Genomic DNA, 15,997 nt, shown 5'->3' with positions numbered 1-15,997 from the left:
AGTCAGGCTGTTCGCAGAAAAGCTCTAATAAAGAGACCACCCATCTATTTGATGGGTGGTAAGTCATCAAGGTGATCAATACTACATCGGTAATTTGACTAAGTATACTGATGGTGAATTCTTTACCAGTGTTTCAAAGATTTCTGAGAATGAAGCTAATACCAAGAACCATGGATTATGGATTCAGACTAGATATCTGGCCAACAGCAAGACCACGGTCTCAGATGCTCAAACTAAGACAGCTCTATGAAGATCATGCATGCTGCACTTTTATACGACGAAAACGGCAAATCACTCGGTGAAAAGTATGGCTCATACCGTGAAGTTACAGTGAACTCATCATTGGTAACGATTAACGGCATGCAATACTACAAGTTGTCTGACAGGGATGCCTACATCAAGGCTACCAACATCAGTGGCCGCGGCCGCGTGTTAAAGCGTAACGCTTACGTCTACGCTACCAGCAAGCGCCGTGCAGACTACACAGTCTTGAGAAAGGGCACTACCATTACCACATACGGTGGCTCATACAAGTTCAAGAACGGCAAGCGCTACTACCGGGTAGCCGGTGCAACCGCAACAAATAAGCGCTACGTGAAAGTAGTGAACTTCAAATAGGCTCATCAACGCAGTGAAAGAATAAGGGAAGACGAAGAAGAGAGATTTGCTCCTTCGTTTTTTGATAGAAAAAATATCCATTTTATACCCCACGTTGTGCAATGATGGGGTATGAAATGGATAAATTTAAAAATCTAATTCTTTTGATGTAAACAGTGCCGAAAAAGTTAATTTAGAAGAAAATTGTTCAACCATGCTATAATCTATAGTAAAATATAGCATGATTGAACAGCTGAAAAGAGTGATAAAACTGCTAGATAATTTATCAAAACTTTCCTCTGATAATCACAGTACATTTACTAGAAAAGAGTTAAAGACTCAATTTTCTAATTATGATTTGAGTAAAATGGAAAAAAATAATGACATTGAGCGTTCTGAACGAGGAATTTATACTCTCAATGATTATTTACCAGATATGTTTTCAATTTATCAATTAAAGTATCAACGAGGAATTTATTGTTTAAATACTGCTTTGTACTTATTAGATTTTTCGGATCGTTACCCTGATAAATTAGATATGATGTTTCCGCAAGGATATAACACTTCGAAAATATCAACACAAATTAGTGCACATACACAATTGAGTAAGTATTTTGACTTAGGAATTATTAAAGTTAAAACGATGAATGGCAATGAAGTTAAAACGTATAGTTTAGAAAGAACGTTAGCTGAAATATTGCGTCCACAGAATCATGTTGATCCTGATATAGTGACTAATGCATATAAGAAATGGGCTAATAGGAAAAACAAAGATATTGGAGAATTATTTTTGTTTGCGCAAAAATTTAAAACAATTAATCAAGTTCAAAGTTATTTAGAGGTGTTGTTGTGAGAGAATTTAGAGATGCTAGACAGTTCAAAGCAGTAGTTCAAAATTATGCTAAAGCTCATAATATACAAAATAACCAAATAGGAGTTTTATGGAAAGAAATAGTTTTAGATGATTTACTAGAACGTATTTCTTTATCAAAATATAGGAATAATTTTATTTTAAAAGGTGGCTTTTTACTTTCTTCAATTGTAGGAATTAGTAATCGCTCCACTGAAGATATAGATACAGAAATTAAAGGTTTTGATTTAACTAAAGAACAAATTATAGAAATCTTTAAAGAAATCTGTACTATAATGCCCAATCCTCAAGATCCATTAATGATTCAATTAACTGATTGCCATAAAATTCATGAAAATGGTACTTATATTGGTTATAGGCTGTATTTTGATGCAATTGCTTTTCAAAAACTAAGATTCAATATAAAAGTTGATGTCTCAACAGGAGATAAAATTACGCCTAGAGAGATCAAATTTAAACATCACTTAATTTTAGAAGATAGAGATATTAATATTTTAGCGTACAATGTTGAAACCATAGTTCCAGAAAAATTAGAAACGGTATTAACCAGAAGTATTGCTAATACTAGATTAAAAGACTTTTTTGATTTATATATATTGCTTAAACAAAATGAAACTGTAGATTTTTCTATTTTAGCACGGGCATTTAATAATACTTGTAAGTACCGTAAAGTGCAATATTATCGTAATGGAAAAATTGATTTCGATTATTGCAATAGCACTATAAAATTAATTGAAAATAACCCTAAAATGAACATGTTATGGGATAGTTATACTAAATCTTATAGTTTTGCTAAAGGTATAAGATTTAATGATACAATAGTTGCTACACAATATTGGTTAAATCAAATTCTAAAAAATGAATAAAGATTAAATTTATTCATCATGTTGATCAAGCCACTTATGTAGCATATCAATATACTCATCCGTCTGCTGGACAAAGGACATGTGACCGCATCCCTCGAATAACCGCCATTTACTACCAGCAATGTTGTCCTGCATCGTCTTAGCCACGTATGGCGTACATAAATCATCAGTTCCACTCGTAATCAGAGTTGGAACTTTTATTTTGCCTAATTTATCCGTGTATTCATAATCATGCAGATTGCCTTCCGGCGTATATTCGTTTGGACCCCACGCGGTCTCGTAGGCTACCGTGCCGCCCCGCTTTTCACGCATCACGCATTCTGGCCATTTTTTAGTCATATCAATTGCGTGCTGCTTCATGAAATGCTCATTGGCCTTCAAGTAATCTGGATCGGTGAAAGTATCGGTTAATTCTGCCCGGTGAATTGCAGCTTGTTCTTCAATTGGCAGGTATTTGATCATACGGTGGAGTTCCTTGCTCCATAGGGATGCAGAGGATAGGGTAGATGCCAAAATCAAACTTTGAATCCCTTCAGGGTGATGATCGCACATGTAAATAATAGCGAGCATGCCGCCCCAGCTTTGTCCTAATAAATGGATCTTGCGTAGGGCCAGATGCTGCCGTAGTGCTTCTAATTCCCTTATCCAAGTTTCTTTGGTATAGAGTTCAGGATAATCGTCGGGGATGCTGCTGTTGCCACAGCCTAATTGATCGTACATGATAATACGGCGATCATCGATTTGTGCTAATTTATCTAACACTTCAAAATAATTGTGGCTTGAGCCAGGTCCGCCGTGAAGCAAGACTAGTGGTGGCTTTTCACTGCGCTTGCCTACAATTCGATAATAAGTTTCATAGCCCATGAAGGGCATCTTTCCTTCGATAATTTCCATTTTTGCTACCTAAATAAAAATAATGAGATATTTACTAAAATTAATAAAACAAAGAAGATGGTCCAATCTTTCCACGTTAATGGGATTGCCACAATAGTAGACCTTTTTTGGCCTTCGACATAGCCGTGCGATTCCATGCCTTGCGCCAAGTTATCTGCCGAATTTAAAGCAACTAGAATTGCCTTGAAATACAAGACTGGCGACCAAAAGCTGAGATACATCCCCCGCATCATTGCGGAAGTACGAATTTGCTTCACAGCCATTTGCATTTTGGGCACAATATTGATGGCTGCTAAAACTCCGTAAGCGAACTTGCTAGGTAAATGCAAATTTTGCTCCAGTGAACGGGAAAAATCTGTTGCGGTAGTGTTGCGCGTTACGCAAGTAATCGTCAACGTATAAACGTAAACACGCGTTGACAAATTCCAGGCGTAGTAAGGATCGGGCGTAGGCGAGAACCAATACAAGGTCGCAAAGATTGTAAAGGCCGCGATAAAAGGAAGAGCAATTAACAAAATTAATTCTTTAGTCTTTATTTTGGTAATTAGCAGATATACCAATGCAAAGGCAATCACGATCAAGTTAGTCGTTAAACTGGCCTTAAGCGATATTTCCAGGGAAATAATAAAAGCCAAAATAAATTTTAAACTGGGATTCATGATTTACCTCTCCACATATTTTAGCTGCTGATCCGCAAAAACGAGATGGTAATCGCAGAACTGCGCGAGTTCAGCAGTCTGATGGCTGATGATTAAATATGTCTGCTGCAGCTGTTTTTGGCATTCATGCATTAGCGTTAAAACTAGTTTAATTGATTGCTGATCAAGGCCGCTAAGTGGTTCATCGACCAATAATACTTGGTGCCCAGTGATTAACATTAGTAAAATCTGCAATTTCTTTTGTTGACCACCAGATAAGGTGTAGACGACTTGATCTAGATGAGATTGAAGTCCTAGCTTTTTCAGCCATTCGGTGATCTTTTCATCGGTGAAAAATTGGTTGCGGTCTTTTTTGCTTAATGCTAATTCATCTCTTACAGTGACGGTTAAGAACTGATCGCTAGCCTTTTGAAAAATCTGTGCTACCTCAGTAAGATATTTTCTAGGTTTTAATTGCTTAATTTCGCGCTTAAGATAAGTAAAATTGCCCTTGTACTCAATCATCTTGGTCATTGCTTTAAACAGCGAACTTTTGCCTACGCCGTTTGCTCCCGTGATTAGAGTAGCCTTGCCATATAAATCTAATTGATCTTGCTTGAGCAATAATTTATTCTGGCTAATCTCAACCTGTCGCATTTTAAAAATGGGCTGGCCAGTTGGCAGAACAAAGGAGTAAGATTGATCATGCAACTTTTGATTTTGTTTAAATAGCTTTTCTTTTTCACTGCTAGACAATTCTTCGACAGTTTTGGCTTTGAATTCGAAAAGGTGATCGCAAATTCTTTCATAGCTATCTAATACATGATCGCTTAAAATAATGGTTTTTCCATTCTGTGCTAAAGCAGCTAATTTAGTAATTAAGAATTGTCGTGCTTCTGGATCACAGCTAGCAAAAGGCTCATCGAGCAAAAAAATATCGACATTCATCGCAATTAGTACAGCTAAAGCTACACGTTGCTGCTGGCCCCCAGATAGGGTATCGATCTTCTGGTCTAGCAAGTCCTGAATCTGGGTAAATTCAAAGGCTTTTTGTAAATGCTCCGCATAATTTGCTGGCGTTATTTGCAAATTCTCTAAGGCAAAGATAATCTCTTCCCGCGGTGTTGCCATGGTAAATTGTTCAGCCGCATTTTGGAACATCATCGCACTCTTTAAGCCATGCAGATCGACGCTTCCCGTCATTTTGCCAGCATATTTGGGGTAAAGACTAGCGATTATCTTTAATAAGGTAGATTTACCGCAACCAGTTGGACCAACTAATAAGGTAAAACCGACAGGAATATTCATGTTGAGATTTTGGATGATGGGGTCTTTTTCATAAGAAAAAGTAGCCTGCTTAATTGTTACTGTCATAAACTCGATTGTACAAGATGATTCATGCCCTGTCTACTTGCAAAAAAAGAAAGTTATTTCGGTACAAGAGAGCATGATTACACAATAATTATCAAAAAAATGTTTTATAATATACTTATGATATTATCACGAAATATTAAATAGAAAGGTGGACAACTTATGGCAACTGTTACTTTAGACCAATATCTTGCCAGTATATTACAGTCAAATCCAACAGATAAGAATGAAATTAGACTAAGAGCTGGAAACGCAGATTTTGATTTATTTACTATCTACCTTGAAAATCATAATAAAGGCATTCATCGTTATCGGATGGACGTCCCGACAATCCTTTATGTTGCTAAAGGTAATGTGACGATTAAGAGCGGTGAAAAGATCGTTGCAATGAAGTCTGGTAATGTTCTCTTGCTTACGGAGGAGTGCAAGTATGAAATTATGCAACAAAATCCAGACGCTGTGCTTGCTAAATTAAAATTTAAGCCGAGTTTTAGATATCGTAAATATTTTAATGATTTTAGTTCAAAAGGCGACCGAGAAGATGAGGTAATTAATCAGATTGTCGATAACTTGGAAAATGAACATGTTCTTTGGTTAAAGAACAATTTATTAACGCGCGCTTCTCAGGTAATGCAGCACATTATTGGTGGCTATTTAAATAATAACTTATTTGCTAAGGCATTGATTCGGGCAGAGCTCAATGTGATGCTGATTATCTCAATTAGGACGCAGCGTATGGCTACGCCAACCAGTTTAGATAAGACGAAGTTCGAACGTAGCGCGTTAGACAACTACATCGACCTTCATTTTGCGGATATTTCCTTAACTAAAACTGCTAGGTATTTTGGCTTCAATGCCAATTACTTCTCTAATATGGTCAAGTCGAAGACGGGTAAAAGCTTTGTGGATCATGTTGATGAAAGAAGAATGCGTGAAGCACGAATATTATTAGCGCAGCCTGATATTTCGTTAAAAGATATTATTGGGCGAGTAGGATATTCAAGTAAGTCCTTCTTCTATAAAAAATTTAATCAATACTACCAAATGACGCCAGCAGCCATGCGAGCTGAGTTGTTTAAGCAGGCCAACATTAATTTGAAATAAAGAAAAAGAGATCGCAAGATCTCTTTTTTTACATGTTTTCTAAACGTTTAATTCGGTCCTCTGTAGGTGGGTGCGTGTCAAATAGGTGCGATAGGCCATGGTTGTGGAATGGATTCTCAATGTATAATCCGGCGCTGCTGCGATCAGCTCGCTTCATTGGCTGACTATTTTCAATCTTTTTTAAAGCAGAAATTAATCCTTGTGGATTACGAGTTAATTCCACGGATGAAGCATCAGCTAGGTACTCCCGATTACGGGAGAGGGCCATCTGCGCAAGGGATGCAGAGATAGGACCCAAGATTAACACGAAGATAATTGCAATTACCTTGAAAATCATCTCGAAGGCATTGCTACTGCGGTCATCATCGCGATCGCTGCTGCCGCCGAAAAACCAGATCGATCTTGATGCCATACCAGAAATGAATGAAATCACGCCTACTAATACTACGGCAATCGTCGATAATAAAATATCATAGTTGCGAACATGTGATAATTCGTGACCTAGAACGCCTTCAAGCTCTTCACGATCCATCAATTCAAGAATGCCTTGAGTGACGGCAACCGCGCTGTGTTCCGGGTCTCGTCCAGTCGCAAAAGCATTGGGACTAGGATCGGGAATGATAAATACTCGAGGCATGGGAACTCTAGCTACCATTGCCATGTCTTCTACAATATGCCATAGCTCAGGATTATCTGCTTCTTGAATTTCTTGTGCTTGATTCAAGCTCATGATCATATTGGCGGGGTTGCGCCAAGTGATAAACAAGTAAAGCAAGCTTCCGATGAGTGCAATAATGATACCTATCCATGGACTATTGCTAAATAAATAGCCTATTCCCGCACCAACTAAAGTTAGAATCACCACAAAGAGGACCATAATAAGGGCAGTTTTCCGTTTATTACGGGCAATTTGTTGGTAAAGCATAATTTAACCTCTTAGAACTTAACTTTAGGAACGTCTTTTTCTTCAGTAGGCGTTTCTAAGTAATTTACCTTGGTGAACTTATGAATTTTACTAATGATATTTGAGGGAAAGGTAAGTAACTTCTGATCATATGTGGCAACGCTTGAATTATAAAGCTGACGAGAATAAGCAATTTTGTTTTCGGTATTAGTTAATTCTTCTTGCAGTTTTAAGAAATTCTGGTTAGCTTTTAGATCTGGGTAAGCCTCAGATAACGCAAAAATTGATTTCAATGAATCAGTAATTTGGTTAGACAACTTCATGGCTTCTTGGTGATCACCTTGTGGGACATTCACTAATTGATCACGTAACTTAACGACGCCTTCTAAGGTCTCTTTTTCATGCTTGGCATAACCTTTGGTCGTTTCGACTAAGTTAGGAATCAAGTCGTTGCGCCGCTTTAATTGGACGTCAATTTGACTCCAGGCTTCATCTACGTAAACACGGGCTTTTTGCAAACCGTTGTAAGTAACGATATAGATGGCGATTATTAAAACAATAATTGCAATAATAATCCAGATTAATGGTGACATTGTTTTTCCTCCCTGCATATAATGTATTAGTTTAATTTTAACAAACAAAAATTTCCCAGGCAATAAAAAAGAATGCCATTTGAGCATTCTTAATAGAAAATATCAAATTCTAAAGATCAGTAGTCCTAAGCCAATCACTGTTAAAATAATTAGCCCCGCAAATTGCATAATTGTCCACTGAATGAAGAACTTCTTTCGACTGACACTAGCGTGTTGATTGAAAGTCTTCAGTACTAGCATATTAGCCATTGAGCCAATCGCTGAACCGAAGCCTCCGATATTGGAACCTAAGAACAAAGCTTGAGCGTAATTGGTAAATTTACCAACTAAAATAGTCGAAGGTACATTGCTCATTACTTGACTTGAGATAATTGAGGCAAAGTAAGTAGAAACTTCTGAGTAAACCGTACCGTGAATAAGATTGACGATTACAGGCATCTGTTGAATATCGCTGATAAAAATGAAGAAGCCTGTGAAAGTCAGTAGCAGAGCATAGTCAATCTTAAGCATAATGCGTGGATTGATCGCTAAAGCCAAGCCAATTGCAACTATTAGTGGCCAGACAATATTAGTCACTCTGAACACACCGAAGAAGAAGAAGATAAAGACCATTGTGGTAATAATCGTTGGTCGCCAGCTGATCTGAATAGTTTCGGTTTTTTGAGCTGGGATTTCTTTTTTAGGAATGAACAAAAAAACTAAGCACATTAATACCAAAGAAATAATTAGATAAGGTACAGACCACTTGAAAAACAGTAACGGACTAACGTCAAATCGACTAACTAAGAAAATATTGTGTGGATTCCCCCATGGCGTAAAAGCAGCACCGATATTGGCACCCATGCCAATTAAGGTGACAGGCAGAATCTGTGGCAGCTTATAGCGTTTAGCAATGTTCAAATAAAGTGGGATTAAGGTTAACACAGTAATGTCGTTACCTAAAAACATCCCCGCAATTACGGATAAAAGCGTGAACAGCATGTTTAGCTTTCGCGTGTTATCTGCAATACTGGTTAGCTTGTACGCTAAAACATCCAGAACGTGCAAATATGCATAGATCTGGATAATAGTTAACATTGCGGCAACAGACCATAACGTATGGAAGTTAATGTCCGCAAACCGCGGTCTCGCAAAAAAAAGACTGACTATAGTAATAATTACAGTAATTTGTAGAATTCTATCTTTAGCAATATTCTTTAAGACGGTCATAAAAGGTCCCCCTCACATATTACAATCGTCTAAAAACCCTATTTACCATTTTGAGCTTTTTTTGTGATGCTTGCAATGATAAATTTCAAAAAATAAAGATAGAGCTACATTTTAAGCATATTTATAGTGGAAAAATAAAGTAAATAATGCTATATTTAAGTAAAGCAAGATTGAGAGGTAATAAACATGGTAGAACAAATTTCAATCAACATTAAACCAGAAGCTAAAAAAGTAATTGAAGCAAAGATGGATCCAGAGCATCAAATTGTCATCCTCGCGTTAGATGATGGTTCCACTAAATATTCTAAAAAAGGCGGCACCTGCACAATTGGCGACAGTTTTCAATTTGTAGTTTTGTCTCAAAAAGATCCTAAATATGACATCAAGATGGAAAACAACGCAGGGCTAGATCTATATACTGCACCAGCAGAGACAACCTACTTTGAACCAGGATTGGTAGTTAATGCTCGTAATTCTACTTTAAGTTTGTCTTCTGACAGTGGAATTATCGATGGCGGGATGACGGTTAGTCAATATCGACCAGAAGAAGTTACTGCAGATGATCTTAAAAATGGCGGTCAATGCTAAAAAAATGAATAATAAGCAAGGCGAGGTATTTCCTCGTCTTTTTTAGTTTAAAATAAGAAGGTAATAAGGAGAAAAAATATGTCGATTTTTAAAGAACTTAAAGCATACACGCGAGAATTCACGCGACATTGGCTACAATATTTGATGCTTTTTCTGAGCTTGAATTTAATTAACCAATTTATAGTCATTCCGCTCTTTCGTTACGTTACCACTTTTGTCTTGCAGGCAAGCGCAATCCCGTTTGTTTCGTATCAAAATGTAGTGACGATCATTACTACGCATACTTTGGTTTTCGTAATCTTAATTATTGAGCTATTGCTTTTGCTAGTAGTAATTTACGCGCAATTTGCTTATTTATTGCATGGGGTGCGCGCGATCTATAGCGAGAATTTCACCTTCAAAGGCAGCTTTAAAGAAACGTGGGCAAACGTAAAGAAGATCCGTTTTGGCTCATTGCTGCTTTTAGGACTGTATTTCTTATTAGTTGTGCCTTTTGCCGATATTGTATTTCGCACGCCACTGTTAGCCAAAATTCAAATCCCAGAATTTATTTTGGATTATATGACTAGAACCCCAATTTTATTAACGATTCTGATCGTATTTTATGCAGTTGTTTTGCTATTTGGCATTAGGCTAATTTTTACGTTGCCACTAATGGTATTTGGGCAAAAGAAGACTAGAACTGCTATGAAAAAGAGCTGGCAATTAACCAAGAATGCCAAATGGTGGGCGATTATTCTGCGCCTAATTATCATTGGGATATTTGTTTCCGCAATTTTAGCCATTTTTTATTTAGCCGTTTATGGCTTGCAATTAGGTTGGGATTTGTTACCTGGGAAATATCCTGCTTTAGTGCTAGCAATTATTAACTTGTCGCTAATCCAAATTGGCAGTGAACTAGTCTTTATTTGGGCGAGTGTCATCAGTTTATTAATTATTTTTGCTCCATTAAAAATTACGCCAATCAATGAGGCAACAGAAAAAATGCCTGCGGGTAAGATCTTAAAGACTTTCACAGCTGTCGTATTTGGGTTAATTGTTGTCACATCAGTAGTAACCAATATTTTGTACCTAGTTGGAGTAAATAGTCATGCTCCTGTAGTTATTTCCCATCGCGGCGTTGATGACAAGAATGGCGTGCAAAACACTCTCGAATCATTAAGAAAGACGGCCAAAGAGAAGCCAGATTATGTAGAAATTGATCTGCATGAGACTAGAGACAAGCAATTTATTGTAGTTCACGATGATAATTTGCAAAAGCTAACCGGAGTGAACAAGACGCCAAGTGAGTTAACTTTGAAGCAATTGACTAAATTAACGGCTAAAGAGGATGGACATGAGGCTAAACTGGTTAGTTTCGATAACTACTTAAAAGAGGCTCAACGTCTTAACCAAAAATTGCTGATAGAGATTAAGACTACGCCGCAAGATTCCAAGACGATGCTTGAGCGCTTTAATCAAAAGTATGGTCAAACGATTATCAAGAACAAATACCAAGTTCAATCTCTCGACTATCGGGTGATTGAAGGCTTACACGAAATCAATCCGCGTTTATTCGTATTATATATTCAACCTTATAATTTTACTTATCCGCGTAGCGTAGCTGATGGCTATTCAATGGAATATTCAACTCTGAATTCCGATTTTATTTGGCAGGCACACCTGCAAGATCATCCTGTTTATGCTTGGACCATTAATGATGAAAAATTGATGATGAAGATGATGTATGAACAAGTTGATGGCTTGATTACTGATAAAGTTAGTTTGGCTAAAAAGACAATTAAACAGTTCCAAGATGATTCTAGTTATGCCAACCGAATTTTGAATTACATCATAGTTGCTCGCATGCCTAATGATCTTGAAGCCTAGACTTGATCTTGAGTGGTGAGCATGGTAAACTATACTAGATTTTCGAAAATCTGAAAGGAAGTATAGTACTATGCGTAAAGGTGAAAATTACAACACTGGTTGTGAACCAAACCAAAGACCTAAGAACAAGAGAAACGCAAAGAAGCGTGTTGCTCACGTAGCAGCAGTTGTTGCTTTCTTGAACAAGGCCGCAAAAGACGAAAATAAGTAATTTCGTTTTAAAAAAGTAAAAACAAGGAGACTACTAAGGAGATCGTTTAGATTTGTTAGTAGTCTTTTTTGTATCTTTTCTTGCAGTTCCATTTGATTTTTGGTAACATAGTAAAAATTTTTGGAAAAATTAAATTGTTTAGGGAGGAAAAATCATGGGATTAAATGCTTATATTCAAGGTTTTAACAGTTTAGAGTCAATTGATCGTGCACCAGGCTACTTTAAATATCATCATCATTCAGTTGCCGATCACTGCTTTAGAACGGCTGAACTGGCTCAAATGATGGGTGACATTGAAGAGGTAAAGGGCAAGCAAAAGGTTAACTGGAAAGCTCTTTACGAAAAAAGCTTAAACCATGATTACACTGAACGTTTCATCGGCGATATCAAGACTCCGGTTAAATATGCGACGCCACAATTGCGCAAGATGATTGGTGACGTTGAAGAAACGATGACAACGAAGTTTATCAAGGATGAGATTCCTAAAGAATTTCAGGATATTTATAAAAAGCGTCTCTCTGAAGCAAAAGATGATACTTTGGAAGGCAAAATTCTGTCGATCTGCGATAAATTAGATTTGCTTTATGAAGCATATGGTGAAATTGAATTAGGTAATCCTAACCCGGTTTATATGCAAATGTTTAAGGAAAGTCTAGAAACCATCAAGAAGTTTGATGATCTGGTTTGCGTACAGTACTTCATTAAACATATTTTGCCTGATTTATTTAAAGGCGATTTTGCGGGAAAGGATAAGATGCAGCGAATAGCTTTTAGCATTCTGTTGTTAGGGGATGATTAGGTGAAATTTTTATGCAGTTCATGTGGTTTACGCATGGACTCCCTGCACTTTAAGCAAGAGGGATTGATGAATCCCAAGCTGACCAATATTTGTGATATTTGTTTGATGCGTGGTTTAGATCCACATGATTATAGCAATTATGCGGTAGCTACGTTTGCTCAAAGTCTGCTTTATACTTATGAGGGTAAAAAAGATGATGCGCCAGTTAAGCCTAATTGGATTGTGCAAAATAAAAAAGCTCGTAAAAGATACGAGGACTTTTTACAGGATTATGATGGTAATGAAATTGCCCGCCAGCAGGTTAAGCGGGAAGATTTGAATTTAGCTATCATCAAAAGCGAAGATGGCGAAATAGATTATATTCCTGACCAGGATGTAACTTTTGCGCAAAACATGGAAAAGTTGGGCTTAAAAATTGATTTTCAATTAAATGAAGTCAATTTTATAGATCGTGAGCGCATCAGGGCTAAGTACAAATATCGCTGCCAATATTGCGGTAGACGTGGTCACAGCGTCGATCATAAGGATCCCGTATCATTGAGCCATAATAATGATTTGACTAATCTGACCTTAGCCTGTGCCGAATGCAACCGGATTAAGTCGGACATGCCGTATAAATTATTTATTCAGCTTAATAGTCAAATTACTAAGATTAATAAAAAGCTGGTTAAGTATGAAAATGCGCTGGGGACGTTGCAAGAAGAGTTTAAGCATCGTCGGCGCTATTTGGCTGCACAGGTTCATCTGAAGGGTGTAATTAATGATCCTGAACTAAATGCGATTAGAAAGCAGAATAAGCAGCTGCAGGATGCGATTGATAGTTTGCAAAGCGATTATGATGATTTGCGGGAAACGCGGAAAACCTATTTTGAAACAGGTTGGAAACTAGCTCGCATTAAAGCTAATAAAGATATCATTTAAAAATTACGCGGTTTTTTGTAAATTGAAGTAAAAAGTGACTTTGAGTTTGCAAAAAATGGCGTTTTTTGTAAAGTGAAATCAAAAAATAATTAAGTTTTTAAAAATCAGCAAAATTAAAAAAGCCGAGAAGCAATTAAACTTCTCGGCTTTTGATATGATTTAAAATTCGTTATTTCTGAAGTTGCTTAAGAACTTCTGCGTCTTTTCATTCTTTGGATGATCGAATAACTCATAAGGTGAGTCTTGTTCGGTGATTATGCCATCACTGATGAAGAGCACACGATCAGAAATACTTTTGGCAAAGCCCATTTCGTGAGTAACGATTACCATCGTTAAACCAGTAGTGGCTAGCTTTTGCATAACTTCAAGTACTTCACCAACCATCTCAGGATCGAGGGCACTAGTTGGTTCGTCGAATAACAAGACCTCTGGATCCATTGAAATTGCCCGGGCAATAGCTACACGTTGTTGTTGACCACCAGATAATTGTTGTGGCTTCGCCTTAATGAAAGGTTCCATTCCAACTTTTTTCAGGTTAGCCATGGCGATCTTACGGGCTTCGTCTTTAGAACGCTTTAAGACTAATTCCTGACCAATCATGCAGTTCTCTAACACATTCTTGTTTTCAAATAGGTCGAATTGCTGGAAGACCATACCCACCTTTGATCTGAAGGTATTACGGTTGTAGCTGGGATGCAAGATGTTTTCACCGTGAAAATCAATCTCGCCACCAGTTGGTTCTTCTAGCAAGTTGATGCAGCGAAGAGTAGTAGATTTACCACCACCGGACGGACCAATGATAGTTACAATTTCGCCTTTTTTAATATCAAAGGAAATATCCTTCAAAACTTTGTGTGAACCATATGACTTTTGCATATGTTTTAAACTTAAAATTACGTCGTTTGATTCAGTCATTAGTTATTTGCCTCCGCATCTTTTGGAGAACCAACTTGGACTTGTTTAGCCATCAAGTTGTAATTCTTGTTGCCTTCCAGTTTTCTTTCAATCAAGTTGAAGATTCTGGTAATAGTGAAAGTCAAAATTAAGTAGATTGCTGAAATCATTAAGTAAGTTGGGAAGAACTTGAATGATTGACTGGCAATCGTTGTACCAACGAAGAACAATTCAGAAACTGAGATGATACTCAATACTGAAGTATCCTTGATGTTAACGATAAATTCGTTAGTAATTGATGGTAAACAGTTCTTGATTGCTTGTGGCAAAATGATGTGCCACATTCTTTGATTGTGAGTCATACCTAAAGCACTTGCAGCTTCAAACTGACTTTCAGGAGTAGAAATGATCCCACCACGGATAACTTCGGCTAAGTAAGCACCAGTGTTAATTGAAACGATGATCAGGGCAGCTACGGTTCTATTCAAGTTTAAGTGCCAGAATTGTGCGATACCGTAGTAGATTACGGCTGCCTGAACCATCATTGGCGTACCACGGAAAATTTCAACGTAAACTGACAATAACCATTTAACAACATTCAATGCCCAACGCTTGCCACGAGTAGTTGGGGTAGGAATAGTACGAACAATACCAACCAGTAAACCGATGAAGAAACCAACGATCGTACCTACTAAAGCAAGGAGTAAAGTCATGCCAATACCTGACATAATCATGCCGCCATATTGTTTCCAGGTGGTAACTAACCAGTTTTCTTTCTTAGTTTCGTTACCAGCTTTAGGTTGTTCTTTAATAGCTTGCGACATTAATTGATCGCGTTTTTTATTAGAAATAGTTCTTAAAGTAGCGTTAACTTCGTTTAATAATTTAGTATTGCCCTTCTTAACACCGATACTGGTTACAGAATCATCATGGTCTACCTTGAAACCGGCCATCTTGTTCAAGTTAACGGCAATAATATTAGGGTTGACGTTGTGATAGCTTTCAAATTCGATATCTTCAGCTACATAACCATCGATAGTGCCAGAAGCTAAGCTTTGGCGCATGGCTGAAAAGTCACGCATAGCAGGTTCACGCTTAGCACCCTTTAATTGCTTGATTAAGTTGTAGTGAAGAGTACCTTGTTGAGCAGTTAACTTAGCACCCTTGAAGTCAGTTAACTTCTTAGCGTTAGAATATTTGCTTGCCTTGTTGGTGATAACTACGAAGGTACTCTTACGGTATGGTGCTGAGAAGTTGATTGCCTTGCGTCTTTCAGCAGTAGGGGACATACCAGCGATGATTAAGTCAATCTTGCCTGAGGTCAAAGCAGGTAGGAGTCCATCCCACTGTGTCTTTTCTACGACAACTTTTTTATGTAATCTTTTACCGATAATCTTAGCAATTTGCACATCGTAACCGTTGGCATAAGAATGAGAGCCATCGATTGGTACGGCACCGTTAGTCTTATTGGGTTGAGTCAAGTTGTAAGGAGGATAGTTGGCTTCCATCCCAATTTTCAATGTGCCAGAATCCTTCTTAGCAGCCTGAGTCGCATGACTGTTAAAGCTGAATCCAATAAATAAACTGAGTAGGATTGTCATTAATACGGCAATCCATCTAAATCTTGACTTCAATTGTAAAACCTCCAGAAATAGTTTTAACATAAAG

General features: G+C 37.5%; 18 protein-coding genes. 10 read left to right on the top strand and 8 right to left on the bottom strand.

The window, feature by feature from the left end:
- The first annotated feature begins 55 nt into the window (after positions 1-55).
- The 4 genes from BLP58_RS06265 to BLP58_RS06250 all read left to right on the top strand — a co-directional run bounded on the left by BLP58_RS06265 (position 56) and on the right by BLP58_RS06250 (position 2,334).
- Positions 56-250 carry a hypothetical protein gene (locus BLP58_RS06265; RefSeq protein ID WP_013855102.1) on the top strand — a complete coding sequence of 65 codons (195 nt, stop codon included), beginning with the start codon at positions 56-58 and terminating at the stop codon, positions 248-250.
- Positions 247-618, top strand: a complete 372-nt coding sequence (locus BLP58_RS06260) for an SLAP domain-containing protein (protein ID WP_013855103.1) — start codon at positions 247-249, stop codon at positions 616-618. The genes BLP58_RS06265 and BLP58_RS06260 overlap by 4 nt, the downstream gene beginning before the upstream one ends.
- Before the next feature lie 220 nt (positions 619-838).
- On the top strand, positions 839-1,450 hold the full coding sequence (locus tag BLP58_RS06255; RefSeq protein ID WP_013855104.1) for a type IV toxin-antitoxin system AbiEi family antitoxin domain-containing protein: 612 nt from the start codon (positions 839-841) through the stop codon (positions 1,448-1,450).
- Positions 1,447-2,334, top strand: a complete 888-nt coding sequence (locus BLP58_RS06250; protein WP_013855105.1) for a nucleotidyl transferase AbiEii/AbiGii toxin family protein — start codon at positions 1,447-1,449, stop codon at positions 2,332-2,334. Before BLP58_RS06255 ends, BLP58_RS06250 begins: the two co-directional genes overlap by 4 nt.
- A gap of 9 nt (positions 2,335-2,343) precedes the next feature.
- On the opposite strand, the gene pepI is transcribed toward BLP58_RS06250, so the two are convergent.
- From pepI to BLP58_RS06235, 3 genes are read right to left on the bottom strand one after another with little or no spacing between them, the layout of a single operon-like run.
- Positions 2,344-3,228: a proline iminopeptidase gene (pepI, locus tag BLP58_RS06245; protein WP_013855106.1), complete on the bottom strand. Its 885-nt coding sequence runs from the start codon at positions 3,226-3,228 to the stop codon at positions 2,344-2,346.
- Positions 3,229-3,233: 5 nt separating this feature from the next.
- Positions 3,234-3,887 (bottom strand): energy-coupling factor transporter transmembrane component T family protein, encoded by a 654-nt coding sequence (locus BLP58_RS06240; protein ID WP_013855107.1) that lies wholly within the window; start codon positions 3,885-3,887, stop codon positions 3,234-3,236.
- Between the two features lie 3 nt (positions 3,888-3,890).
- Positions 3,891-5,240: an ATP-binding cassette domain-containing protein gene (locus tag BLP58_RS06235; protein WP_013855108.1), complete on the bottom strand. Its 1,350-nt coding sequence runs from the start codon at positions 5,238-5,240 to the stop codon at positions 3,891-3,893.
- 159 nt (positions 5,241-5,399) lie between these two features.
- Here BLP58_RS06235 and BLP58_RS06230 point away from each other — a divergent pair, with 159 nt between their 5' ends.
- Complete coding sequence (locus BLP58_RS06230) at positions 5,400-6,341, top strand: helix-turn-helix domain-containing protein (RefSeq protein ID WP_013855109.1); 942 nt, start codon at positions 5,400-5,402, stop codon at positions 6,339-6,341.
- Positions 6,342-6,369: 28 nt separating this feature from the next.
- Here BLP58_RS06230 and htpX read toward each other — a convergent pair whose 3' ends face one another.
- The 3 genes from htpX to BLP58_RS06215 all read right to left on the bottom strand — a co-directional run bounded on the left by htpX (position 6,370) and on the right by BLP58_RS06215 (position 9,047).
- Positions 6,370-7,266: a zinc metalloprotease HtpX gene (gene htpX / locus BLP58_RS06225; protein ID WP_013855110.1), complete on the bottom strand. Its 897-nt coding sequence runs from the start codon at positions 7,264-7,266 to the stop codon at positions 6,370-6,372.
- 11 nt (positions 7,267-7,277) lie between these two features.
- Positions 7,278-7,838, bottom strand: a complete 561-nt coding sequence (locus BLP58_RS06220; protein ID WP_013855111.1) for a LemA family protein — start codon at positions 7,836-7,838, stop codon at positions 7,278-7,280.
- Positions 7,839-7,940: 102 nt separating this feature from the next.
- Positions 7,941-9,047, bottom strand: a complete 1,107-nt coding sequence (locus tag BLP58_RS06215; RefSeq protein ID WP_013855112.1) for an SLC13 family permease — start codon at positions 9,045-9,047, stop codon at positions 7,941-7,943.
- 186 nt (positions 9,048-9,233) lie between these two features.
- Between BLP58_RS06215 and BLP58_RS06210 the strand changes: the two genes are divergently transcribed.
- The 5 genes from BLP58_RS06210 to BLP58_RS06195 all read left to right on the top strand — a co-directional run bounded on the left by BLP58_RS06210 (position 9,234) and on the right by BLP58_RS06195 (position 13,435).
- Positions 9,234-9,635, top strand: a complete 402-nt coding sequence (locus BLP58_RS06210) for an iron-sulfur cluster biosynthesis family protein (protein WP_013855113.1) — start codon at positions 9,234-9,236, stop codon at positions 9,633-9,635.
- 78 nt (positions 9,636-9,713) lie between these two features.
- On the top strand, positions 9,714-11,504 hold the full coding sequence (locus tag BLP58_RS06205) for a glycerophosphoryl diester phosphodiesterase membrane domain-containing protein (RefSeq protein WP_013855114.1): 1,791 nt from the start codon (positions 9,714-9,716) through the stop codon (positions 11,502-11,504).
- A gap of 70 nt (positions 11,505-11,574) precedes the next feature.
- Positions 11,575-11,715: a hypothetical protein gene (locus BLP58_RS11910; protein WP_003548644.1), complete on the top strand. Its 141-nt coding sequence runs from the start codon at positions 11,575-11,577 to the stop codon at positions 11,713-11,715.
- A 154-nt stretch (positions 11,716-11,869) separates the two neighbouring features.
- Positions 11,870-12,514, top strand: coding sequence for a YfbR-like 5'-deoxynucleotidase (locus tag BLP58_RS06200; protein WP_013855115.1), 645 nt, complete (start codon positions 11,870-11,872; stop codon positions 12,512-12,514).
- A complete protein-coding gene (locus BLP58_RS06195) occupies positions 12,515-13,435 on the top strand; it encodes an HNH endonuclease (RefSeq protein ID WP_143000324.1) in 921 nt (306 codons plus the stop codon).
- A 159-nt stretch (positions 13,436-13,594) separates the two neighbouring features.
- On the opposite strand, the gene BLP58_RS06190 is transcribed toward BLP58_RS06195, so the two are convergent.
- Both BLP58_RS06190 and BLP58_RS06185 read right to left on the bottom strand, forming a co-directional pair.
- Complete coding sequence (locus BLP58_RS06190; RefSeq protein ID WP_013855117.1) at positions 13,595-14,350, bottom strand: amino acid ABC transporter ATP-binding protein; 756 nt, start codon at positions 14,348-14,350, stop codon at positions 13,595-13,597.
- On the bottom strand, positions 14,350-15,963 hold the full coding sequence (locus tag BLP58_RS06185; protein ID WP_013855118.1) for an ABC transporter substrate-binding protein/permease: 1,614 nt from the start codon (positions 15,961-15,963) through the stop codon (positions 14,350-14,352). The genes BLP58_RS06190 and BLP58_RS06185 overlap by 1 nt, the downstream gene beginning before the upstream one ends.
- Between the last annotated feature and the right edge of the window lie 34 nt (positions 15,964-15,997).

The organism is Lactobacillus kefiranofaciens (assembly GCF_900103655.1).
Taxonomy (GTDB): Bacteria; Bacillota; Bacilli; order Lactobacillales; family Lactobacillaceae; genus Lactobacillus; species Lactobacillus kefiranofaciens.
This window is presented reverse-complemented; position numbering and strand designations above follow the sequence as displayed.